The 21943-nt window shown below is 73.6% G+C and carries 17 protein-coding genes; 10 read left to right on the top strand and 7 right to left on the bottom strand.

Going from position 1 to position 21943, the window contains the following annotated elements:
- Positions 1 to 3: 3 nt before the first annotated feature.
- From ACWEPX_RS16340 to ACWEPX_RS16315, 6 genes are read left to right on the top strand one after another with little or no spacing between them, the layout of a single operon-like run.
- Positions 4 to 708 carry a cupin domain-containing protein gene (locus ACWEPX_RS16340; RefSeq protein ID WP_451897983.1) on the top strand — a complete coding sequence of 235 codons (705 nt, stop codon included), beginning with the start codon at positions 4 to 6 and terminating at the stop codon, positions 706 to 708.
- Positions 705 to 1082, top strand: coding sequence for a cupin domain-containing protein (locus ACWEPX_RS16335; RefSeq protein WP_451897982.1), 378 nt, complete (start codon positions 705 to 707; stop codon positions 1080 to 1082). Before ACWEPX_RS16340 ends, ACWEPX_RS16335 begins: the two co-directional genes overlap by 4 nt.
- A 16-nt stretch (positions 1083 to 1098) precedes the next feature.
- Complete coding sequence (locus ACWEPX_RS16330) at positions 1099 to 2595, top strand: GMC oxidoreductase (protein WP_451897981.1); 1497 nt, start codon at positions 1099 to 1101, stop codon at positions 2593 to 2595.
- The gene (locus ACWEPX_RS16325; RefSeq protein WP_451897980.1) at positions 2564 to 3799 is read left to right on the top strand and encodes a DegT/DnrJ/EryC1/StrS family aminotransferase; all 1236 of its coding nucleotides are present in this window, start codon (positions 2564 to 2566) and stop codon (positions 3797 to 3799) included. Before ACWEPX_RS16330 ends, ACWEPX_RS16325 begins: the two co-directional genes overlap by 32 nt.
- Positions 3796 to 5781, top strand: a complete 1986-nt coding sequence (locus ACWEPX_RS16320; RefSeq protein WP_451897979.1) for an iron-containing alcohol dehydrogenase — start codon at positions 3796 to 3798, stop codon at positions 5779 to 5781. Before ACWEPX_RS16325 ends, ACWEPX_RS16320 begins: the two co-directional genes overlap by 4 nt.
- Positions 5782 to 5789: 8 nt before the next feature.
- Positions 5790 to 6254: a quercetin 2,3-dioxygenase gene (locus ACWEPX_RS16315; protein WP_451897978.1), complete on the top strand. Its 465-nt coding sequence runs from the start codon at positions 5790 to 5792 to the stop codon at positions 6252 to 6254.
- Position 6255: 1 nt separating this feature from the next.
- Here the strand turns inward: ACWEPX_RS16315 and ACWEPX_RS16310 are convergent, their stop codons facing one another.
- Positions 6256 to 6714, bottom strand: a complete 459-nt coding sequence (locus tag ACWEPX_RS16310; RefSeq protein WP_451897977.1) for a MarR family winged helix-turn-helix transcriptional regulator — start codon at positions 6712 to 6714, stop codon at positions 6256 to 6258.
- 81 nt (positions 6715 to 6795) lie between these two features.
- Here ACWEPX_RS16310 and ACWEPX_RS16305 point away from each other — a divergent pair, with 81 nt between their 5' ends.
- A complete protein-coding gene (locus ACWEPX_RS16305) occupies positions 6796 to 8835 on the top strand; it encodes an MMPL family transporter (RefSeq protein WP_451897976.1) in 2040 nt (679 codons plus the stop codon).
- Here ACWEPX_RS16305 and ACWEPX_RS16300 read toward each other — a convergent pair.
- On the bottom strand, positions 8819 to 9481 hold the full coding sequence (locus ACWEPX_RS16300) for a HemK2/MTQ2 family protein methyltransferase (protein WP_451897975.1): 663 nt from the start codon (positions 9479 to 9481) through the stop codon (positions 8819 to 8821). The genes ACWEPX_RS16305 and ACWEPX_RS16300 overlap by 17 nt on opposite strands.
- Before the next feature lie 41 nt (positions 9482 to 9522).
- Positions 9523 to 10251, bottom strand: coding sequence for a Long-chain-fatty-acid--CoA ligase (locus ACWEPX_RS16295; protein WP_451897974.1), 729 nt, complete (start codon positions 10249 to 10251; stop codon positions 9523 to 9525).
- Positions 10252 to 10330: 79 nt separating this feature from the next.
- On the opposite strand from ACWEPX_RS16295, the gene ACWEPX_RS16290 reads away from it, so the two are divergent.
- Complete coding sequence (locus ACWEPX_RS16290) at positions 10331 to 10660, top strand: hypothetical protein (RefSeq protein ID WP_451897973.1); 330 nt, start codon at positions 10331 to 10333, stop codon at positions 10658 to 10660.
- Between the two features lie 78 nt (positions 10661 to 10738).
- On the opposite strand, the gene ACWEPX_RS16285 is transcribed toward ACWEPX_RS16290, so the two are convergent.
- Positions 10739 to 11152, bottom strand: a complete 414-nt coding sequence (locus ACWEPX_RS16285) for an enediyne antibiotic chromoprotein (protein ID WP_451897972.1) — start codon at positions 11150 to 11152, stop codon at positions 10739 to 10741.
- A gap of 430 nt (positions 11153 to 11582) precedes the next feature.
- Here ACWEPX_RS16285 and ACWEPX_RS16280 point away from each other — a divergent pair, with 430 nt between their 5' ends.
- The gene (locus tag ACWEPX_RS16280) at positions 11583 to 13631 is read left to right on the top strand and encodes a tetratricopeptide repeat protein (RefSeq protein ID WP_451897971.1); all 2049 of its coding nucleotides are present in this window, start codon (positions 11583 to 11585) and stop codon (positions 13629 to 13631) included.
- Between the two features lie 180 nt (positions 13632 to 13811).
- On the opposite strand, the gene ACWEPX_RS16275 is transcribed toward ACWEPX_RS16280, so the two are convergent.
- On the bottom strand, positions 13812 to 15002 hold the full coding sequence (locus tag ACWEPX_RS16275) for a hypothetical protein (protein ID WP_451897970.1): 1191 nt from the start codon (positions 15000 to 15002) through the stop codon (positions 13812 to 13814).
- Positions 15003 to 15301: 299 nt separating this feature from the next.
- On the opposite strand from ACWEPX_RS16275, the gene ACWEPX_RS16270 reads away from it, so the two are divergent.
- On the top strand, positions 15302 to 18235 hold the full coding sequence (locus tag ACWEPX_RS16270; RefSeq protein WP_451897969.1) for a BTAD domain-containing putative transcriptional regulator: 2934 nt from the start codon (positions 15302 to 15304) through the stop codon (positions 18233 to 18235).
- A gap of 340 nt (positions 18236 to 18575) precedes the next feature.
- Here the strand turns inward: ACWEPX_RS16270 and ACWEPX_RS16265 are convergent, their stop codons facing one another.
- Together ACWEPX_RS16265 and ACWEPX_RS16260 are read right to left on the bottom strand one after the other, a co-directional pair.
- On the bottom strand, positions 18576 to 19016 hold the full coding sequence (locus ACWEPX_RS16265; protein ID WP_451898056.1) for a helix-turn-helix domain-containing protein: 441 nt from the start codon (positions 19014 to 19016) through the stop codon (positions 18576 to 18578).
- Positions 19017 to 19629: 613 nt separating this feature from the next.
- Positions 19630 to 21936: a heavy metal translocating P-type ATPase gene (locus tag ACWEPX_RS16260; protein WP_451897968.1), complete on the bottom strand. Its 2307-nt coding sequence runs from the start codon at positions 21934 to 21936 to the stop codon at positions 19630 to 19632.
- Between the last annotated feature and the right edge of the window lie 7 nt (positions 21937 to 21943).

The following is a 21943-nucleotide window of genomic DNA, read 5'->3' as shown; positions in this document are numbered from 1 at the left end:
CGCATGGCCGACCGCTTGGTGGTCACGACGCTGGACGAGCCGTCCGAGGTCTACCAGATGCACGGCGGCGAGAAGGTCGCGCGGTGGAAGTGCCTGGCCCGCCGGAACAACCTGTTCGGCGCGTGGGAGGCGGTGGAGTGCTCGTGGCTGCCCCCGGGCGGGGCCAGCGGCGAGCACCTGCACAGCCGCACCGAGCAGTTCGACTACATCGTCTCCGGCTCCGGGGTGATGACGATCAACGGGGTGGACCACCCGGTCGGCCCCGGCGACCTGGTCACCACCTGCCTCGGCACCCGCCACGGCATCCGCAACACCGGCGCGGCCGACCTGGTCTGGCTGGTCATCGAGGTGTCCGGGCCGGGGATGGCCTGCGGGTCGCCCGAGCGTGCAGGCGCGGTCCGGGCGGCGGTGGTCCCCCTGCGCGAGGTCCGCGACCTCGACGCCGCGGGCTACCTCGCCGGGCCGCTGCGCCGGGCCCGGCTGGTGCGCCTGCGCCCGGCCGACGCCGAGGTCCTGGTCGCCGACGGCCAGGAGCACGTGCTCTTCGCGCTGGCGGGCACCGGGACCGCCGCGACGGCGACGAGGACCGTCCCGCTGCGGCACGGGGTGTCCGTCGCCGTGCCGCTCGGTGAGGGCGTCACCGTGACGAGCGGGCCGCGCGGCCTGGAGTTCTTCGTCGTCAGCCTGGCGGCGGGAGGTGCGGCGTGATCGTCTCCCGGACCCACGACGGCCTCACCCGGTCCTTCGACGGCGACGCGGCGTGGCGGTGCCTGGGCCGCCGCGGGATGTTGTTCAGCGAGTGCGAGTCCTTCGACTACGTCCGGCTCGCGCCGGGGGCGGTCCTCGACGAGCGCGGGCGCGACGACATCGAAGAGGTGTGGTTCGTCCTCGGCGGCGCAGGCGAGTACACCGCCGAGGGGGCCGCGCCGCTGCCCGTCGCCGCAGGGGCGGTGCTCCTGTGCGCGCACGCGGTGCGCGGGCGGTGGCGCAATGCGGGCGACGCGCCGCTGGAACTGCTGCTGCTCGCGTTGATGCCCGCAGCGGTGAGCGCCGGCCTTCCGGTGCGCACACCGGCCGACTGATCAGAGGGGAAACCGCATGAGTCACCAGCGCGTCGAGGTCGATGTCCTCGTCGTGGGCTCCGGGCCGGTGGGCGCCGCGTTCACGCGCACCATCGTCGCCGGGGGCCGCAGCGTCCTGATGGTGGACGCCGGGCCGCAGCTGTCGCGCAGGCCCGGCGAGCACCTGAAGAACACCCACGCCTACCAGCGCGACCACGACCGCTTCGGCGCGCTGGTCCGCGGGCACCTGCACCCGCTGTCCGGCCCGGCGTCCGCGGCGACCGAGCGCGACCTGCTCATCAGCCTGGACGCGGCGGTGGCCACCTACGCCGTCGGCGGGATGGCCACGCACTGGACCGGCGTGACGCCCCGGCACCACCCGACCGTCGAGCGCTCCACCGCCCTCCCGGCCGCGGAGTGGGAGGCCCGCTACGCCCAGGCCGAGGCGCTGCTCGGCACCCGCTCAGACCTGACCGCCCACGCGCCCTGCCACCGGGCGGTCCTCGGCGCGCTGGCCGCCGAGTACGCCGAGCTGCCCGACCCGCACGGCGTGCAGCACCTGCCCATCGCCGCGCAGCGCAGCGCGGACAACCCGCGGCTGGTGCGCTGGACCGGCGCGGACACCGTCCTGGGCCCGCTGGCCGAGGGCTGGGCGGGCTTCACCCTGCGCGAGCAGCACCTGTGCAGGCGGCTCGTCCGCTCGGCCGACGGCTCCCGGGTCGAGCGCGCCGAGGTCGAGGACCTCACCACCGGGCAGGTCCTGCACGTCGAGGCGCAGACCTACGTCGTGGCCTGCGGCGCGGTGCTCACCCCGCAGCTGCTGCACGCCTCCGGCATCCGCCCGCCCGCGCTGGGCCGGTACCTCACCGAGCAGCCGGTGGCCTTCTGCCAGGTCGTGCTGCGCGACGAGCTGGGGGAGCTGACCGACCCCGAGGACCCGAACGTGTGGATCCCGGTGTCGGACGGGCGGCCCTGGCACTGCCAGATCCACCGCGACCTGCCCTACGCCGACGCGGTCCCCCACCCCGGTGTCGACCGGCGGCGCGTGGTGGACCTGCGCTGGTTCGGCCTGGTCGACCCGGCGCCCGCCAACCGGGTGCGCTTCGCCGAGACCGCGCGGGACGCCTTCGGCATGCCGGAGCCGCGCTTCGAGTTCGCGCTCAGCACCGCGGACCGGGTCCGGCAGCACCGGATGATGGCGGACCTGCGCCGGGCCGCGGCGGCGCTGGGGCCGTACCTGCCCGGGTCCGAGCCGCGGTTCGTGGTGCCCACGCTGCCGCTGCACATCGCGGGCACCACCCGCATGGGCGCCGACCCGGCCACCAGCGTGGTCGACCCCGACGCCCGGGTCTGGGGCGTCGCCAACCTCCACCTCGGCGGCAACGGCCTGATCCCGACCGGCACCGCGAGCAACCCGACGCTGACCAGCGTCGCACTGGCCCTGCGGTCGGCCGACCGGATCCTCGGCGCCGACCGCCACCCCACGGCAGAAAGGCGCGCCGATGAGCGGCCCGGGATACTTCTTCCTCGGTGACGAAGAGAAAGCCCTGGTGCACCAAGCGCTGGCGGGCTGGCGCATCAACCGGTACCGGTTCGACGACGCGGACGCGCCGTCGATGGTGCACACCCTGGAGCGGGAGTTCAAGCAGCGCACCGGGGCCCGGCACTGCCTCGCGGTGAACAGCTGCACCTCGGCGCTGCTCACCGCGCTGGCCGCGCTCGGCGTCGGCCCGGGCGACGAGGTGATCGTGCCCGGCTACACCTTCATCGCGACGATCGCGGCGGTCGTGCACCGCGGCGCGGTGCCGGTGCTGGCCGAGGTCGACGAGTCGCTGACGCTGGACCCCGCCGACGTGGCCCGCCGGATCACCCCGGCGACCAAGGCCGTCATCGCCGTGCACATGCTGGGCGCGCCCGCCGCGATGGCCGAGCTGCGGCAGGTCGCCGACGCGCACGGCCTGCTGCTCATCGAGGACGCCGCCCAGGCGTGCGGCGGCCGGTACCGCGGCCGGGCCCTCGGCGCGATCGGCGACGCCGGGGCGTTCTCGCTCAACCTGTTCAAGGTCATCACCAGCGGCGACGGCGGCCTGCTGACGCTGGCCGACGACCACGCCTACGAACGCGCCTTCGCCTTCCACGACCACGGCGTCAAACCGCTGCGGCGGGGCATCGCCGACGCCGACTCGCTGTTCGGGATGAACCTGCGGATGCACGAGCTCAGCGGCGCGGTGGCGCTGGGCCAGCTCCGCAAGATCGACACCATCCTGGCCGTGCTGCGCAAGCAGAAGGCGGCCTTCGCCGAGGCGATCGGGGAGCTGCCGGGCGTGGCCCGCAGGCGGCTCAACGACCCCGACGGCGAGTGCGCCACCTTCCTCGTCCTGCGGTTCGAGTCGGCCGCGGCGGCGCGGGCGGTGGCCGACCGGCTCGGCACCGCCACGCTCATCGACTCCGGCCGCCACTACTACGGGAACATGCCGCAGCTGTTCGGGCGGCGCATGCCCACCGCGGCCGAGCACCCGTTCGCGTGCCCGGCGCACCCCACCACCCGGCGGTACGCGCCGAACATGCTCCCCCGCACCGACGACCTCCTCAGCCGGTCGATCGCGCTGTCGGTCGGCGTCGTCGACGCCTACCTCGGCGCCGGGTTCGGCATCGACCCGCTCTCCCCGCCCGCGGCGATCGCGGCAGCGGCCGCCGCCGTGCAGTCAGCAGTCAACGAAGTGGTTGCGAGGATATGAACACACCAGCGGCGCGCACCCAACTGGCGCCCCACCACTGGCAGGTCTCGGCCCAGCAGTCCATCACCTACGAGGTCAAGGCGGTCAGCGGCGTCTTCGACCCGGCCAACCCGGCGCTGATCGAGGCCGGGGCCACCGTGGCCACCGAGCGGCCGCGGCGGTTCGTCGTGGTCGACGCCGAGGTGCACGAGCGCTACGGCCAGGACATCCGCGCCTACCTGGAGCACCACGGGTGCGAGTACCGGCTGTGCGTCCTCCCGGCGGCCGAGGAGGCCAAGACGATGGACGCCGTCTTCACCATCGTGCGCGGGCTCGACGCCTTCGGCATCTCCCGCAGGCACGAGCCGATCATCGGCATCGGCGGCGGGATCGTGCTCGACATCGTGGGCCTGGCCGCGGGCCTCTACCGGCGCAGCACCCCGTACGTGCGGGTGCCGACCTCGCTGATCGGGCTGGTCGACGCCGGGATCGGGGTCAAGACGGGGGTGAACTTCGGCTGCCACAAGAACCGGCTGGGGTCCTACTCGCCCGCCAGCGTCGCCCTGCTCGACCGCGGCTTCCTGGCCACGCTGGCCGACCGGCACGTCAGCAACGGCCTCGCGGAGATCCTCAAGATCGCCCTGATCAAGGACGCGCGCCTGTTCCGGCTGCTGGAGGAGTACGCCGAGCTGCTGCTCGCCGAGCGGCTGACCGGGCAGACGCTGACCGGGGAGATCATCGCCACCGAGGTGTTCAACCGCGCGGTCGGCGGCATGCTCGACGAGCTGCGGCCGAACCTGTGGGAGAAGGAGCTGGAGCGCGTGGTCGACTACGGCCACTCGTTCAGCCCCACGCTGGAGATGCGCGCGCTGCCCGCGCTGCTGCACGGCGAGGCCGTCGCCATCGACATGGCGCTGACCACCGTGCTCGCCGAGCGGCGCGGGCTGGTGTCCGAACGCGACCGCGAGCGGATCTTCACCCTGATGCGCAGGCTGCGGCTGCCGGTGTGGCACCCGCTGCTCGACGCCGACCTGCTGGGGCAGGCGCTGCGGGAGACGACCCGCCACCGCGACGGGCTGCAGCGCATGCCGCTGCCGGTGGGCATCGGCGCGGCCTGCTTCCGCAACGACCTCACCGCAGCCGAGCTCGCCGACGCCGCCGATGCCCTCGCCGGGCTGGCCTGCCCCGACCGCGGCGGGCCGCAGGTGCGCAGGGACGGGCTGAGCAGCACGTGGGGCGCCATCACCTGGTCGTCGCTGCCGCCCGGCGCGGTCCGCGACGAGCGGCCCGACACCGACCGGTTCTACTTCGTCCTCGCGGGCGACGGTCGGCTCGACGTCGACGACGCGCCGCACCGGCTGCGGCCGGGGCACCTGGTCGCCACCCGGACCGGGTCGGCGCACCGCTTCGCCAACCTCGGCGCGGAGGAGCTGCTGGCTGGCGATCGACGTGCCGCGCGCGGGCGGTGCGGGGTGATCCCGGGGGCGTCGGCGGTGCACCACGTCGCCTACACCGTCCCCGACCTCGACGCGGCGGTGGCGTTCTTCACCGAGGTCATCGGCGCGCGGCTGGTGTACGAGGAGGGGCCGGTGCGCGATGACGAGGGCGACTGGATGACCCGCAAGCTCGCCGTGCACCCCACCGCCACCGCCCGGGTCGCCATGCTCCGCCTCGGCCCGGTGACCAATCTGGAGCTGTTCGAGTACAACGCGCCCGACCAGCGCAGGCAGCTGCCCCGCAACAGCGACTGGGGCGGCCACCACCTGGCCATCCACGTGGCCGACGTGGACGCCGCCGCCGACTACCTGCGCTCCCGGGGCGTCGACGTCCTCGGCGATCCGGAGACCATCGCCGACGGGCCCATCGCGGGCGACCGCTGGGTGTACTTCCTGACGCCGTGGGGGATGCAGATGGAGCTGATCAACCTGCCCGCCGGGGCGCCGTTCGAGCAGCGGACGGCGGCCCGGCTGTACCGACCGGACCGACCGTGGTCCACCGAGTGAGGAGCAGCATGCGCCCCGCACACGTGCCCGCGGGCCAGGGCGAGACCACCTGGTTCGACGGCAACGTCTACACCGTCAAGGCCAGCGCGGCGACGACCGGCGGCGCGCTGTCGGTCCTGGAGTCGTCCATCCCCCCGGGCGGCGGCCCCCCGATGCACGTCCACACGCGCGAGGACGAGGCGTTCTACGTCCTCTCCGGACAGCTGGAGTTCCGCGTCGCCGACGAGCGGTTCCTCGGCAACGCGGGCGACTTCGTCTTCGTGCCGCGCGGGACGCCGCACTGCTTCCGCAACTTGAGCTCCCACGTCGCCCGCACGGTGTTCCTCTACACGCCCGGGGGATTCGAGGCGCTGTTCACCGAGGCGGGTGACCCGGCGGTGCCGGGGGAACCGATCCCGACGTGGGGGCCGGAGAAGTTCCTGCGCGCCACCGAGATCGCCACCCGGCTGGGCTGGGAGAGCGCCGAGCGCTGAGTCACCGGCGCTGGAGGCGCTCGCGGGCCGCGACCGTGGCCTCGATCGTGGTGCGCAGGAAGCGGGCGACGACCGCGCGGTCGGCGTCGGTCATGCCCTGCCATGCGTCGACCAGCTCGGCGCGCAGCGGGGCGAAGAACGCCGCGCCGAGTTCGCGGGCGCGCTCGTGCATCCGCAGCTCGATCCGGCGGCGGTCCTGGGCGCTGCGCGTGCGCTCGATGTGGCCTGCCTGTTCGAGGCGGTCGAGCACGGACGTGGTGGCCGAGTTGCTCAGGTTCAGGGCGGCGGCCAGCGCGGTGGGGGTCATCGGGGCGCCCGCGCGGGCCGCGTCCATGATCACCACGAGCGCGGTCATGTCGGTGCGGTGCACGCCGTGGAACTCGACGAACAGGTCGGTGAAGCGCTCGGATTCGACGCCGAGGCGGCGGATCAGGGCGATCAGGCCGTCGTCGTCGGACATGCGGACCTCCGGTTGCCGGGTGGACCGGCCCAGCTTATCCTTCGGTGGCCGAAAAATCCCGCCACCGAAATGGAGCGTGCCGTGGACGCCAGCGCACCGGTCCGGCCCCGACGGTGGCGGTGGCTGCTGCCCGCCCTGGTGGCGGTCGGGTGGCTGGCGCTGGGCTCGATCGCCGGGCCGTACGCGGGCAAGCTGGCGGGCGTCGCCGAGAACGACAGCGCCGCGTTCCTGCCAGCCTCGGCCGAGTCCACGCAGGTCGCCGAGGCGCAGCGGCGCTTCGCCGACCGGCAGGGCATCCCGGCGGTCGTCGTGGCCGAGCGGGCGGGCGGGCTCACCCCCGCCGACCTCGACCACCTGCGCACCACGACCCGCGCGCTCACCAGCTTGGGCGAGGTCTCCCCCGTGCTGCCCGCCGAGGACGGCGAGGCCGCGCAGGTGGTCGTCGCGCTGGCGCCCGGGCAGGACCCCGGAGACGGCGTGGAGGCGATGCGGGCCGCGGTCGGCGATGGCGCTCCCCCGGGGCTCGCGGTCCTGGTGACCGGCCCCGCCGCGCAGGCGGCCGACCTGGGCGAGGCCTTCGGCGGCGTCGACGGCCTGCTGCTGCTGGTCGCGGGCGCGGTGGTGGCGCTGATCCTGGTCGTGGTCTACCGCAGCCCCCTGCTGCCGCTGCTCGTGCTGGTCGCGGCGGTGTTCGCGCTCGGGCTGGCCAGCCTGGCGGTCTACCTGCTGGCCGACCACGACGTGCTCGCGCTCAACGGGCAGAGCCAGGGCATCCTGTTCATCCTGGTCTTCGGAGCGGCCACCGACTACGCCCTGCTCCTGGTCGCCCGCTACCGCGAGGAGCTGCGCGGCACCGCGGACAAGCACGTCGCCATCAGCCGGGCGTGGCGGGCCACGATCGAGCCCATCGCCGCCTCGGCGGGCACGGTCATCCTCGGCGTGCTCTGCCTGCTGTTCAGCGACCTCAACTCCAACCGCGGCCTCGGCCCGGTCGCCGCCATCGGCATCGGCGCGGCCCTGCTCTCGGCGGTCACCTTCCTGCCCGCCGTGCTCGCCCTGGTCGGCCGGGCCGCGTTCTGGCCGTTCGCGCCCAAGGTCGACGCGGGCGCCGACCACGGCGGGCTCTGGGCCCGGGTGGCCGGGCGCGTGGGCCGGGCCCCGCGCGCGGTCTGGGTCGCCACCACCATCGGCCTGGTCGCGCTGGCCGCGTTCCTCCCCCAGCTCAAGGCCGAGGGCACCGCGCAGTCCGACATCTTCCTGACGCCCGTGGAGTCGGTCGCGGGCCAGGAGGCGCTGTCGCGGCACTTCCCCGCGGGCAGCGGCTCCCCGGCCATCATCGTGGCCGACGCGGGCCAGGCCGAGGCGGTCACCAGCGCGGCGCGCGTGCCGGGGGTCGCCGACGCGCGGGTCACCGGGCAGGCCGATGGCCTGGTGCGCATCGAGGCCGTGCTGGCCGACCCGGCGGGCTCGGAGACCGCCATCGCCACCGTGGACCGGCTGCGCTCGGCCGTGCACGCGGTGCCGGGCGCGAACGCCCAGGTGGGCGGGCCCACCGCCCAGCTGCTGGACACCCAGCTGACCTCCGAGCGCGACCGCGCGGTGATCATTCCGATCGTGCTGGCGGTCGTCTTCGCCGTGCTCGCGCTGCTGCTGCGGGCCCTGCTCGCGCCGCTCATGCTCATCGCCACCGTCGTGCTGTCCTTCGCTGCGACGATGGGCGTGTCGGCGCTGGTCTTCAACCACGTCCTGGGCTTCCCGGGCGCCGATCCGGTCGTGCCGCTGTTCGGGTTCGTGTTCCTGGTCGCGCTCGGCATCGACTACAACATCTTCCTGATGACCCGCGTGCGCGAGGAGGCCGCGGCGCACGGCACCCGCGAGGGCACGCTGCGCGGGCTGCGGCTGACCGGCGCGGTGATCACCTCGGCCGGGGTGGTGCTGGCGGCGACCTTCGCCGCCCTCGCCGTGCTGCCGATCCTGTTCCTGGCCCAGCTCGCGTTCATCGTCGCCTTCGGCGTCCTGCTGGACACCCTGGTCGTGCGCTCCCTGCTCGTGCCCGCGCTCACCATCGACATCGGCCGCCGGATCTGGTGGCCGTCCGCGCTGGCTAGACCACGTCGGTGATCGCCCGGTCGGCCCGGATGACCACCAGCTCCTCGTCCACGTCGTCCGGGCCGAGCAGCCCCGCGCCGACCAGCGCGGCCGCCCGCCCCCGCATGACCGGGCCGAACGGCTCGCGGGCGCGGGCCACCACCGCCGACTTGAGGCCCAGCTCGCGCAGGGCGAGCAGGGACCGGTCGATCCCGCACAGCGCGGAGTGGACCATCAGCAGCGTGCCGCCCGGGACGAGCAGGTCGCGGGCCGCGGCGCACAGCCGGTCCAGGACGGCGCGCCCGTCGCAGCCGCCCTCCCACGCCCGCGCCGGGCCCGTCACCGCGCCGTCGGCGACGGATGGGACGTAGGGCGGGTTGGCCAGCACGACGTCGAAGCTGCGCCCGGCGACCAGCGCCAGCGCGTCGCCGTGCAGCACGGTGACCGGCGCCCGGTTGAGCCAGGCGTTGACGCGCGCCGTGGCCACCGCCCGGCGCGCGACGTCGACGGCCGTCACGGCGCGGGCCCCGGCGCGGGCGGCCGTCAGCGCGACCACGCCGGTGCCGGTGCCGATGTCCAGCACGCTCGCGCCCCGCGGCAGGTTCGCGTCGTGGAACGCCGAGCACAGCAGGCGGGTGTCGCCTTGGGGGCGGTAGACGCCCGGTATCCGCAGCAGCATGCGCCAGAGTGCCCCGGCGCGAACCGGTCAAACTCGCCTGCCTACCGGTGGCGCATCCAGAGGTTGGTCTCGTGGTAGACGCCCTGGTCGGCGTCGCGGTCGATCGCCACGGGCTCCAGCGCGCCCGGCACGACGTAGCTGCCGCTCTGCGGGAAGGCCATGCCGGTCCACTCCTCCCACTGGGCGACGGTGCCGGTCACCGTCATCGACCGCGGCGCCGGGCCCAGGACCACCGCGCCGAGCCGCTGGTGGGTGCGGATCCACGGGTCGATGTGCAGGCCGTCGTCGCGCGTCCAGCGCTGGAAGTCGGCCATCGGGGTCAGCGGGTAGCTCGCCTTGAGGGTGGGCCGCACCGGCACGATGACCCGCTGCAGCCCCGCCGCCTGCGCCCGCTCCCGCAGCGCGGTGAGCGCCGCGCCCGCCAGCCCGCCGCGGGCCCGGTCGGGCACGACCGTGGCGGACATGACGCACAGGGTGTCCGGGGCGAGGCCCGCCTCGTGCTCGGCCACCGCGGCGGTGAGCGCCCCGGTGTAGCCCTCGGGCAGCGACCCCACCTCCCCGTCCCACCGCAGCGCCACCGCGACCGCGTTGGCCCACACCTCGCCGTCGGCCACCAGCAGGATGTTGAACTCGGGGAAGTACCGCTTCACCGCGTCGCGGTGGGTGTTCGACGCCGGGTCGTGGCGGATGAACTCCGGCCAGACCGACCGCAGCGCCGCCTTGGCCGACTCCATCAGGTCCGGGTGCTCGGCGGTGGTGAGGATCTGCATGCCGGATCCTAGCCGCGGGCGATCACGCCGCGGGGGTGATCGCCGCAGGCTGCCGGGTCTTGCTTGTACGGTGGTCGCCATGATCACCTCCCGCCGCCGGCCGTGGCTCGCAATCGCAGGCGGGGTGCTGGTCGTGGCGGGGACGGCGCTGATCGCGTTCTGGGTCACCGCCATGCTGCGCGACGGCCACCGCGCGGAGGGCGTGTTCACCACCGTCACGCCGCGCACCGGCGACACCACCTCGATGTTCGAGGCAGTCAAATACACCATCTCATTCGCCGACCACACCGGCGAGCCCCACCAGATCACCGGCGAGAAGTTCTTCCGCTCCAGCCGGATTCCCCAGCCGGGCGACACCGTTGCCCTGTGCTACGACCCCGACCGCCCCCACCGCCACATACTCGTCTAGAACCGCGGAAACAGCTCGAACGGAAAAGGCGCGCGTTCCCTCCGTTCGAGCTGCCCGCGTCAATTCAGCCGATGACGGCTAGGCCGTCTGGAACGAGAGGACCGCCATCGGCAGTTCCACGCTCGGTTCGCACACCGGGTCGCTCACCAGCAGGTAGCACGTGCTGGTGGCGCAATCGACCACGCCCAGCGGCGCGCCGGTCATCGAGTACCCCTCGAAGGCCCGCCGCACCGGCACGGCCACCGCCGCCGACCCGGTGCTGTCGGTGGTCACCGCCAGCGGCCTGCCCGCCGGGCAAGCGGGTTCGCCGCGGACGCCGCCGCACTCGCCCACGAAGACGGTGCTGTTCGGCCGGAACCCGGTCACCCGCACGGTCACCCTGGTCCCGTCGACGAGCCCCGCGGTCTTGCTGACACTGAGCCGCGCGGTCTGCTCCGCGCCCGCGGCGGACGCACCGGCCACCGGTTGCACGACGAAGGCCAGCCCGACCATGAGTCCCACAATCGCACTGATCCGCTGAAATCTGCGCAAATTGTTCTCCCGTCGCTCAGCAATGGGATGGGGCGTGAATTTCGCCCGCCGCCAAAGAGTAGCGGATCACCGGCGTTCGTGAACAGTTCACAGCACGATGGAAGAAGGTGTAATTCTGCGCCTTCTGGAAGTGGACGCGGTTCGCCGGATGTGCGCAGGCGCGAATTTCCCACCCATTGCGGAAACCGTGTAAACATCGCGGAGAAAGCGGCCGATCGGCGCCGGTGAATACGTGTTCACCCTATCGGACCACGGCCCAAAAGAAAGGCATACCGCCAGGACTCCCCCCAGGCACCCGCATGCGCCGATCGGGTGGACTACCGCCCCGACCGGACAACCCGGTGATCGGAAGCGGCTAAGACAGAAGGGGGACGGCACCCGGGGGGTGGGCATGGGCGGCACCGACCGCACCGTCAGCAACTCGGTGGTGGGGCGCTCCACCGACCAGATCGTGCAGGCGGGCAGCGTCGGCGCGGTCCACTTCCACGGGCAGCCCGCCTGGCGCGTCACCCCGGACCAGCTCCCCCGGCCCCCGGCCGCCTTCGTCGCCCGCGCCGCCGAGCTGGCCGCGATGGACTGCGCCCACGACGCGGGCGGCGGCCCGCTCGTCCTCACCGGGATCGGCGGCGCCGGGAAGACCGCGCTGGCCGTCCGCTGGCTGAGCACGCGCCCGCACCCCGACGGCTCCCTGTTCGCCGTGCTCAGCGGCCCCGCGGCCCCCTCCGACGTCCTGGAGTGGTTCCTGCTCTCCCTGGGCGTCCCACCCGAACGCATCCCCCCGGACGAACCGCGCCGCGCCGCCCTCTACCGGTCGGTCACCGCCGACCGGCAGCTGCGCGTCCTGCTGGACGACGCCGTCTCGGCGCGGCAGGTGCGGCCGCTGCTGCCCGCAGGCGGCAGCGCGGTCGTGGTCACCTCGCGGGCCCTGCTGTCCGGCTTGGCGACCGACGGCGCGCAGTGGGTGCGGGTCGAGCCGTTCGGGGCGGGGGATTCCGTGCGGCTGCTGGAGTCGGTGGTCGGCCGGGACCGGGTGGCCGCCGAGCCCAGCGCAGCCGCCGCCCTGGGCAGGCTCTGCGGCGGCCTGCCGCTCGCGCTGTCCGTGGTGGGGGCCAGGTTGGCCACCCGGTCCCGCCGCCGGTTGGAATGGGAGGTGGGCAACTTGGACAGCGAGCGCGAACGCCTCGCCGGTCTCGCCTTGGGGGACGACCTGTCGGTCAGCGCCGCGCTGGACCTGTCGACGCGCGACCTGCCCGCACCGCTGCGCGAGGCGTACCACGTGTGCGCCTGGCACCCCGGCCGTGAGTTCGGCGTGCCCGCGGTGGCGGCGGGCGCGGGGGTGGCCGACGCGGAGATGGCCGGGCGGCTGGAAGCCCTGTGCGAGGCCGGTCTGGTGATGGAGGTGGCCGACGGGCGGTACGCGCTCCACGACCTCGTGCGCCTGCACGGGCGCGGCGAGGGCGGCTCGGCCGCCGTCCGGGCGGTGGTCGAGTGGTACCTCGACCGGACCGTCGCCGCCGAGCTGACCATCCACCCGCTGCGGGAGCGGATCGGCCCGCGGTTCCCGGCCGCGCGGCCCCTGGGCTCCTCGGAGGAAGCGTTGGCCTGGGCGGAGGCCGAGCGCGCCAACGTGCGCGCCGCCGTGGACAGCGCGGTCGAGCACGGCTGGGACGACCTCGTGTGGCAGTTCTGCGAGGCGCTGTGGGGCCGGTTCCTGCACACCCGGCGCTACGCCGAGTGGATTGACCTGCAGCAGGCGGGCATCGCCAGCGCCCGCCGCTGCGGGGACGCCCGAGCGGAATGCAGGCTGCGCAACCAGCTCGCCTACGCCTACGCGCAGTTGGGAGACACCGAGAGCGCCACCGAGCACTGCACCCGCGCGATGGACCTCGCCCGCGCGTGCGGCGACGAGATGGGCGAGGCCATCGCGTGGGAGCAGCTCGGCGTGGTCGTGCGCTCGGCGGACCCCGAGCATGCCCTGGCCTGCTTCCGGCGTTCCCGCGACCTGCACGCGCAGCTGGACTGCACGCGCGGGGTGGTGCTGTGCCGGCGGCGGATCGGCGAGATCCTGGCCGACCGGGGTGAGCTGGCGGCGGCTGCCGACGAGCTGTCCGCCGTCGTCACGGCGACCGCTGACCTCCGCGACCCCGTCCAGCACGCGCGCGCGGCCGCCCTGCTGGCGGGGATCGAGCTGCGCCAAGGGGACGGCGGCCGCGCCCGCCGGGTGCTGGCCGACGCGACCGCCGCCATGCGCGACTTCGGTTCGCCCTACTACACCGCAGAACTCCTGACCGCCCTGGGCGACGCCGCCCGCCACGAGGGCGACCACGACGCCGCGCTCACCGCCTGGACCGAGGCCGCAGACCTCTACACGGAGTCGGACGAGGCGAAGGCCGATGCCGTCCGCGAACGCATCGGGCAACTTCCTCCACATAGGACCTGACCGCCGGGAGGACGGTGTCCGCCGAGGTCACCACGTCGGCCACGGCACGCCACCGGTCGTCCGCGCCGTCCTCGGCGACCAGCACGTCGCCCCGGCCGAGCGCGGTGTCCAGCCAGTCCGCCCGGTGCACGCCCGGCGCCACCGCGGTGAGCTGGATCCAGATGATCGCCATAGCCACTCCTACCACGGCAGCGGAACCGGGACGGGCACGCACGCCGCGACCGCGGGCCACTCCGGCTCGGGCAGGCCGAGCAGCCGGTACATCGCCGCCCGCAGCCGGGCGTGCGCCTCGCCGGGGCAGGACGACAGCGCCGCGGCCAGGGCGGGCACGGCCTGCGCGCGGCTGAGCTGCTGCGCCAGCGGGCGCCCGTGGTCGATGACGAGCAGCGCGGCGCGCACCTGGTCGGCCACGCTGCCCCGGCGCAGGTTGTCCACCGGGGTCGTGGCGAGGACCACCCGCGCGCCCGCGCCGACGGCGTAGGCCGTGGTCGACCCGTGATCGCCGAGGACGACGTCGGCGGCGAGCACCGCGCCCTGCCAGCCGCGCTCGGGCGGCACGACCACCAGCCCGCGGGCCACCGCCCTGGCCAGCCAGCCGCGGATGGTCGACGCGCCGTGCACGGCCCAGACGTTGGGGTGCAGCACGAGCGCGACGCGCGCCGACGGCAGCTCGTCGACCAGCCGGTCCGGCAGGCCGGGATGGCGGCCGAACGCCGACTCCGGCGACCAGGTGGAGGTCAGCAGCACCAGCTCTTGTCCAGGGGCCACGCCCATCGCCGCGCGGTAGCGCTCGCGCAGGGCGCGGGAGGCGAGCATGCGGTCCAGGCACGGATCGCCTGCGATGAAAGCCCTTTCCCGGGCTTCCGGGCAGTGCGCGGCGAGCAGGCGCAGGTCGTCCTCAGTGGACAGCGCGATCCGCTGCGGGATGATCCGACCGCCGCGGACGAAGACCTCCCGGTCGAGGCCGGTCGTCGGCTCGGTCGCCACGCTCATCCGGCTGCGCTTGCGGGACTTGCCCGCGCCCGCGCCGTGCGGCAGCGTCAGCAGCTTCCCGCGCACCTGCTCGATCCCCTCCTGGCACGCGCTGATCGCCAGGTCCCACTCCTGCCGGATGGCCTGCTCCCACGGCAGCACGAGCCCGCCGAGCGAGCGCACATGCGATTCCACGCCGTCCCACACGTCCTCGCCGTGCGGCACGGCGTAGACGAGCTGGACGCGGTTGTCCCCGTCGAACACCGGCAGCACGTCCGCCAGCCGGTTGGCCGCGGTCACCGTCTGCACCAGCACCAGCACCGACTTGAGCCCGGAGCGGGTGAGCCGACCGGCCGCGTCGTGGCCGACCGGCCCGCGTATCCACCTGACCGTTCCCATCTCGCGCCTCCCCTGTCCCTGCGCCTGCCGGGAATCGATTCCCGCCGTCGCGGACCAGGGTCGCCCGGGCATCCGCGCGAATCCCTCGCGCCGCGTGGTTCATCGGCTTGCGGCAGCCGGAAAACGACGGTGGTTCGCGTTTCGCGTTGGAAACTCCTGACGGTTCACTTTCGTCGTTCTGCCGGTCCTCGGTCGCAGCCCGGTCGGCTACACTCCAAGATCACGGAACGTCACATCGACCGTTCGCAGAGTAGTGAGAGAGCGGGAACAGAGTCCCTACCGGCTCAGGGGTGAAGCTGGTGAACGCGCTGTTCGGGATCTTGGGCACCACCGCGTTGCGCATCGATGGGCAGTTCGTCGACGACTGGGGGCCGCCCCGGCTGCGGGCGATGCTGGCCGCGCTGCTGACCCGTCCGGGGAAGTGGATGCGGTGGGAGGCGTTGACGGAGCTGATGTGGACGCCGCAGGCGGAGCCGAAGAACCCCACCGGCACCCTCGACAGCTACGCCAGCAAGCTCAAGCCGGTCCTGGAGCGGCTGCCGGGCCAACCGCGCGTGCAGACCAGGGACCGCAAGTTCCGCATCCCCGCCGACCCGACGGACGTCGACCTGTGGTGCTTCCAGGATTTGGCCCGGATGGCGCGGGAGGCGACCGCGCCGGACCGGGCCGCGGAGCTGGCGCAGGAGGCCATCCGGCTGTGGCGCGGGCCCGCCCTCGACGACCTGCGCACCGAGGCGGCCGAGCGGTGGCGGCGGCAGGCCGCGCGCTACCAGCTCGTCCCGGCCTACCTCACCCTGGTCGACGCCTGGCTGGTGCTGGACGAGCCCGACCGCGCGCTCATCGCCCTGGAGGAGATCCAGCGCGAGCACCCGACCGACGTGGAGCTGGCCAAGGTCCGCATCACCGCGCTGGTCGCCCGCGGCCACCGCCGCGAGGAGATCGCCTACTTCCACGAGACGCGCGCCGCGCTGCTGGAGCTCGGCGACGAGGAGGGCGCGCAGGTGCTGCTCGACCACCACAACGCGCTCATGTTCCCCGCCAAGCCGTCCGCGCCGCCCCCGCCACCCGCGGCAGCCGGGCAGGCGTTGTGCACGCTCCCCCCGGACTACCCGGACTTCCTCGGCCGGGCCGACCAGCTCGCGGCGCTCGACGCCGCCGCGTTCGACGCCGCCGGGGCGCCGCGGCGCGGTGTGCTGCTGGTCGACGGCCCGCCCGCCGTCGGCAAGAGCACGCTGGCCATCCACTGGGCCCACCGCGTCCGCGACCGGGTGGACGAGGTGGCGTACTTCGACCTCAACGGCTTCGCCGAGGAGGAGCCGGTCGACCCGCGTGCGGTGGTCGAAGCCCTGCTCGTCCACCTCCACCCGGAGGGCGGCGGCGACCTGCGGCGGGACCGGCAGGCCGCGCTGCGGCAGCTCGTCGCGGGCCGGATGGTGCTCGTCGTCCTCGACAACGCCGCGAACGCCCAGCACGTCGCCGATCTGCTGGCCGTGCTGGCCGAGTGCCTGGTGCTGGTCGCCAGCCGCAACCGGCTGACCTCGTTGAGCGGCAAGGGCGCCCGGGCGGTCACCGTGCCGCCGCTGACCACGGCCGAGAGCGCCGAGCTGCTGGCGGCCCGGCTGGCCGGGCGCGTCCCGCTCCCCCGGCCGGTGGCCGCGTTCGCCGCGGTGTGCGGCGGGCTGCCGCTGATCGTCACTCTGCTCGCCGAGCACCTCGCGTCGCACACCGGTCCCCCCGCGCTGCCCGACGCCGACGAGCTGCTGCAGGAGATCGGCCGCGACGGCGACGACGGTTCCTCCCCCGAGCGGGTGTTCGGCTGGTCCTACCGGGTTCTACCCGACCAGGTCCAGCGGGTGTTCCGGCTCGCCGGGCTGCACCCGGCGGGCGACTTCAGCCTCGCGGCCGCGGCCGCCTGCGCAGGCATGAACGAGGCCGCCACCCGGGATGCGCTGGGCGTGCTGGTCGGCGGGCACCTGCTGGCCCGCGCGGGCGGGCGCCAGCGCTTCCAGTTCCACGACCTGCTGCGGAGCTACGCCCGCCAGCGGGTGGGCTTGGAGGACCCGGGCGAGCAGGCGCGCGGCGTGCGCAGGCTGCTGGACTTCTACCTGTTCAGCGCGCACTCGGCCAACGCCGCCCAGTTCCCGGTGCAGCACAGCCGCAGCCTCGACCTCCGGTGCGGGCCCGGCGTGCGCCCGCTGGCCTTCACCACGGCCGCCGACGCGCGCACGTGGTGCGAAACCGAGCGGACCGCGCTGGTGCGCGCGGTCGCACTGGCCGTGGAGCACGGCGAGCACGCCCACGCCTGGCGCCTCGCCGACTGCTTCAGCGCCCACCTGATGCGCCACGGCCATTTCAGCGACTGCCGCCGCCTGCACGAACTCGCCGCCGAGGCCGCCAGAGCCGACGGCAACCTGGAGGCCGAGGCGTCCAACCACCTCGAACTCGGCCTCCTCCTCATGGCCGAAGGCGACACCGACCAGGCCCGGTTCTCCCTCACCGCAGCCCAGGAGTGGGCGCGGGCCAGCGGGAACGACCGCGCGCTCAGCGCAGTCCACAAGGCCATGGGCGAGCTGGAGCTGACCAGCGGATCGGTGTCGACCGCCATCCGCCACCTGCGCGACCACCTCGCCCTCGCCCATCAGCTGAACGACGGCGAATCCCTCGCCTGGGCCAACATCGCGCTCGGCAAGGCCCTTCTCAAGGCAAGCAACACCGGGGACGCCGAGTTTCACCTGCGCCACGGCGAGTTCCACAGCCGGATGCTGGGTGAGCCCTCCGCGTTGGCCGAGTGCCTAGAGGGGCTGGCAGACCTGCACCGGGGCAGGCGCGAGTGGGCCACCGCGGTCGGCTACGTGGAGGCCGCGCTGGCCCTGACCGCCGCCACCGACCTCCCGGTCGCCGCCCGCCTGCACATCTCCCTGGCCACCCTGCACCTCGACCGCGGCGCCCCCGAGCCCGCCGAATCCGCCGCCCGCACCGGGGTGACCCTCGCCCGCCGGATCAACGCGCTGGCGACCCTGGCCAGGGGCTCGGAAGTCCACGGCACCGCGTGCGAACGGCTGGGAAACCGCAGGCAGGCCAACGTCTGCTGGACCCAGGCCCTGCACGCCTACGCCCAGCTCCGCGACCAAACCGGGGTCACCCGCATCCGCGCCCGCCTGAACAGCACGCCCGGCGAGGGCCCCACCAACCCCATCCAGCCCGACGACGACACCCACTCCGGGTTGGCCTAGCCCCCGATCGCCCCTCGGTGGCGTGAACCCTTTGACCCCTCGTTGGGGTCTTCGCTGGTAAGAGCGGTACTCCCAGTCTGCGGGTCGTCGTGCCCTACCCCCGATGGCTGCTTCATCGAGTGATCGAGTAAGTTCCCTCCGGCAGAGACTTTTTCGCCTCTAGCAGACGATGTGTCGAATGTCCCGAGGAGCTGACTTTGCAGTACCGGCATAGCCGCTTGGTGATCGCCTTGGCGGTCATCGCGGCGGTGGCTCTCTTTCCGACCACCGCCTCAGCGGCCCCCGACATGGTGACCGCCCTGTGGTGGCGGTACCACTAGCCGCTTGGAGCGGTTCGCCCCTACGTCGGGGCGAACCGCTCCAACTCGGCGGCCATCGCGGAAACCGACAGGCCGCAGAAGCCAGCCATGTCCCGGATCAACGCCGGTTCGACCATCGTCACAGCCTCGGCATTCCCCTCAAGCTTCCACTGCGCCCAACGGCGCAGCGGCTCCAGTTCCTGCGGCGCGTTGTCGGCCATCAACCGGAGATCGATAACCACCCCCACGGCAGCAAGACCCATCCCGGCACGGTGCAGCGCTGCGGTCAGGAGGTTGGGTGCCGAAACGCCTAGGGCAATGCAGATCTCAACAAAACGTCCAACGTGGAATGACTTGGTTCCGGTCTCGTACCCTGACAGGGTAGGCACGCGGATTCCGGACGGCAGTTGCTCGGCCACCTGCGAGAGCGTCATCCCCCGCGATTGCCTCGCCAGCCTCAACTCGATCCCGACGGCACGCATCACCACGTCGGATCTTGGATCTCGTTCCACCGGGCGCTCCCTCACCGCGCTCGCCGCCTTCGGGCTGCGAGGCGGGGCAGAGGTGGACACGGGACCATCAGAACGCCTCCCCTTGTCGCGGACACGGCAATAGAACGCGCGTGCAACTCAACCTCCTACCGTGACCTGCTGAGCTCCGCCGCACAACCAGCCGAAGCGGTGACGACGGAAGCGGGACCACACATCGCCGGTGACGTGCCAGTCAGCGAGCATGCCGATACGGCACACGGGGTCACCCCGAATGCCCGCGCCCGGCAGCCTACCGGTGCTTCGCGCGAAATCCTTGAGTGATACAACTAACTTTGCCAAACCGAGCGAGAACTTTCGCAAAGGTTGCGGCTCAGCGCCTGCAGCGCGTCGCTGTCACGACACAAGCAGGCACTATCAGGCACATTCACAGTATTCAAACGACAGGCCGAGCGGCGGTCAGCGTTGCAAGTGCCGGAATGGATGATCAACACCGTGGCGGCGATCACATTTGCCACCCCGGCGAGGGTGAGTCAGTCCGGAGTGGAACTGCTAGCACGCGCGAAGACCCGCGTCCGATGTGGACGCGGGTCTTCGCGCGTGCGGGTCAGCCGACCTTGGTGAGTTCTCGGTTGTCGTGGTTGGCCTGGCGCGGGGTTGCGGTGGCTTCGGGGCGGATTCCGCGGAAGCTGCGCAGGCGCAGGCTGTTGGTCACCACGAACACCGAGCTGAAGGCCATCGCCGCGCCTGCGAGCATCGGGTTCAGCAGGCCCGCCGCGGCCAGCGGGAGGGCGGCCACGTTGTAGGCGAAGGCCCAGAACAGGTTGCCCTTGATCGTGCTCAGCGTGCGGCGGGACAGGCGGATGGCGTCGACGGCGGCCAGCAGGTCGCCGCGGACCAGGGTGAGGTCGGCGGCTTCGATGGCGGCGTCGGTGCCGGTGCCCATCGCCAGGCCGAGGTCGGCCTGGGCCAGGGCGGCTGCGTCGTTCACGCCGTCGCCGACCATCGCCACGACTCGGCCCTGGGACTGGAGGCGCTTGACCGCGGCGACCTTGTCCTCGGGCAGCACCTCGGCGATGACCTCGCCGATGCCCACCTCGGCGGCCACCGACTCCGCCACCGCGGTGTTGTCGCCGGTGAGCAGGACCGGGGTCAGGCCCAGCGCCCGCAGCTCGCGGATCGCCTCGGCCGAGGTCGGCTTCACCGTGTCGGCGACGACCAGGACCGCGCGGGCGGCGCCGTCCCAGCCGAGCGCGACGGCGGTGTGCCCGCGCCGCTCGGCCGCGGCCTTGGCCTCGGCTAGGTCGGCGGGCAGGTGCTGGGACCACTGCTCCAGCAGCGCCGTGCGGCCGACGACCACGCCGTGGCCGTCCACCACGCCCTGCACGCCCAGCCCCTCGACGTTGCCGAAGTCCTCGACCGCGGGCAGCTCGCCCACCTCGTCGCGGGCGCCGCGGGCGATCGCCTGGGCGATGGGGTGCTCGGAGGCGTCCTCCAGCGCACCGGCCAGGCGCAGCGCCTCGGCCCGGTCGACGCCGTCGGCCACGTGCACCTCGACCAGCGACATCTGGCCGGTGGTCACCGTGCCGGTCTTGTCCAGCACGATGGTGTCCACGCGCCGGGTCGACTCCAGCACCTCCGGGCCCTTGATCAGCACGCCCAGCTGGGCGCCCCGCCCGGTGCCGACCAGCAGCGCGGTCGGCGTGGCCAGGCCGAGGGCGCACGGGCAGGCGATGATCAGCACCGCCACCGCGGCGGTGAAGGCCGCGGCCACGCTGCCGCCCGCGCCCAGCCAGAAGGCCAGCGTGCCGGCGGCCAGGGCGATCACGATCGGGACGAAGATGCCCGACACGCGGTCGGCCAGCCGCTGGACCTCGGCCTTGCCGGTCTGGGCGTCCTCGACCAGCTTGGCCATCCGCGCCAGCTGGGTGTCCGAGCCGACCCGGGTGGCGCGCACGACGAGCCTGCCGCCCGCGTTCACCGTCGCCCCGACGACCTCGCTGCCCGGCCCGACCTCGACCGGGACCGACTCGCCGGTGAGCATGCTCGCGTCGACCGCGGAGGAGCCGTCCTCGACCACGCCGTCGGTGGCGATCTTCTCGCCGGGCCGCACGACGAACCGGTCGCCCACCGCGAGCTGGTCGACGGGGATGCGGGTCTCCCGCCCGTCGCGCAGCACGGCGACGTCCTTGGCGCCCAGCTCCAGCAGCGCCCGCAGCGCCGCGCCGGCCCGGCGCTTGGACCGCGCCTCGAAGTAGCGCCCGGCCAGGATGAACGTGGTCACCCCGGCGGCGACCTCCAGGTAGATGTTGGCCTCGCCGCTCATCCGCTGGATGGTCAGCTCGAAGGGGTGGGTCATCCCGGGCGTGCCCGCGGTGCCCCACAGCAGCGCGTACAGCGACCACAGGAAGGCCGCCAGCGTGCCCATCGAGATCAGCGTGTCCATCGTCGCCGCGCCGTGGCGCAGGTTGGCCCACGCGGCCTTGTGGAACGGCCAGGCCGCCCAGACGACCACCGGACCGGCCAGGGCCAGCGAGATCCACTGCCAGTAGGTGAACTGCAGGGCGGGGACCATCGCCAGCGCGATCACCGGCACCGAGAGCACGGCCGAGCCGATCAGCCGGTGCCGCAGCGCGCGGGTCGGGTCCTCGTCGGCGGCCTGCTCGGGCTCGTCGGCGGCGGCCTTGGGCAGGGTCGCCGCGTACCCGGCGGCCTCGACCTGGCCGACCAGGACCGACGGGTCCATGTCGGCCGGGAAGGTGACCTTGGCCTTCTCGGTGGCGTAGTTGACCGTGGCGGTCACGCCGTCGAGCTTGTTCAGCTTGCGCTCGATGCGGTTGGCGCACGATGCGCACGTCATCCCGCTGATGGCGAGTTCGACCTCGCCGGGCAGCGCGCGGATGTCGGAAGCCATGTCGCCC

This window comes from Actinokineospora sp. NPDC004072, assembly GCF_053604195.1.
The sequence above is the reverse complement of the archived record's forward strand: the minus strand, read 5'-3'. Positions and strand labels throughout refer to the sequence as shown.

Bases quoted from the DNA above. Each gene is read 5' to 3' on its own strand.
- ACWEPX_RS16340 (WP_451897983.1), top strand. From the start codon at position 4: ATGGCCGACCGCTTGGTGGTCACGACGCTGGACGAGCCGTCCGAGGTC.
- ACWEPX_RS16330 (WP_451897981.1), top strand. From the start codon at position 1,099: ATGAGTCACCAGCGCGTCGAGGTCGATGTCCTCGTCGTGGGCTCCGGG.
- ACWEPX_RS16325 (WP_451897980.1), top strand. From the start codon at position 2,564: ATGAGCGGCCCGGGATACTTCTTCCTCGGTGACGAAGAGAAAGCCCTG.
- ACWEPX_RS16320 (WP_451897979.1), top strand. From the start codon at position 3,796: ATGAACACACCAGCGGCGCGCACCCAACTGGCGCCCCACCACTGGCAG.
- ACWEPX_RS16315 (WP_451897978.1), top strand. From the start codon at position 5,790: ATGCGCCCCGCACACGTGCCCGCGGGCCAGGGCGAGACCACCTGGTTC.
- ACWEPX_RS16310 (WP_451897977.1), bottom strand. From the start codon at position 6,714: ATGTCCGACGACGACGGCCTGATCGCCCTGATCCGCCGCCTCGGCGTC.
- ACWEPX_RS16300 (WP_451897975.1), bottom strand. From the start codon at position 9,481: ATGCTGCTGCGGATACCGGGCGTCTACCGCCCCCAAGGCGACACCCGC.
- ACWEPX_RS16295 (WP_451897974.1), bottom strand. From the start codon at position 10,251: ATGCAGATCCTCACCACCGCCGAGCACCCGGACCTGATGGAGTCGGCC.
- ACWEPX_RS16290 (WP_451897973.1), top strand. From the start codon at position 10,331: ATGATCACCTCCCGCCGCCGGCCGTGGCTCGCAATCGCAGGCGGGGTG.
- ACWEPX_RS16285 (WP_451897972.1), bottom strand. From the start codon at position 11,152: ATGGTCGGGCTGGCCTTCGTCGTGCAACCGGTGGCCGGTGCGTCCGCC.
- ACWEPX_RS16280 (WP_451897971.1), top strand. From the start codon at position 11,583: ATGGGCGGCACCGACCGCACCGTCAGCAACTCGGTGGTGGGGCGCTCC.
- ACWEPX_RS16275 (WP_451897970.1), bottom strand. From the start codon at position 15,002: ATGGGAACGGTCAGGTGGATACGCGGGCCGGTCGGCCACGACGCGGCC.
- ACWEPX_RS16265 (WP_451898056.1), bottom strand. From the start codon at position 19,016: ATGCGTGCCGTCGGGATCGAGTTGAGGCTGGCGAGGCAATCGCGGGGG.
- ACWEPX_RS16260 (WP_451897968.1), bottom strand. From the start codon at position 21,936: ATGGCTTCCGACATCCGCGCGCTGCCCGGCGAGGTCGAACTCGCCATC.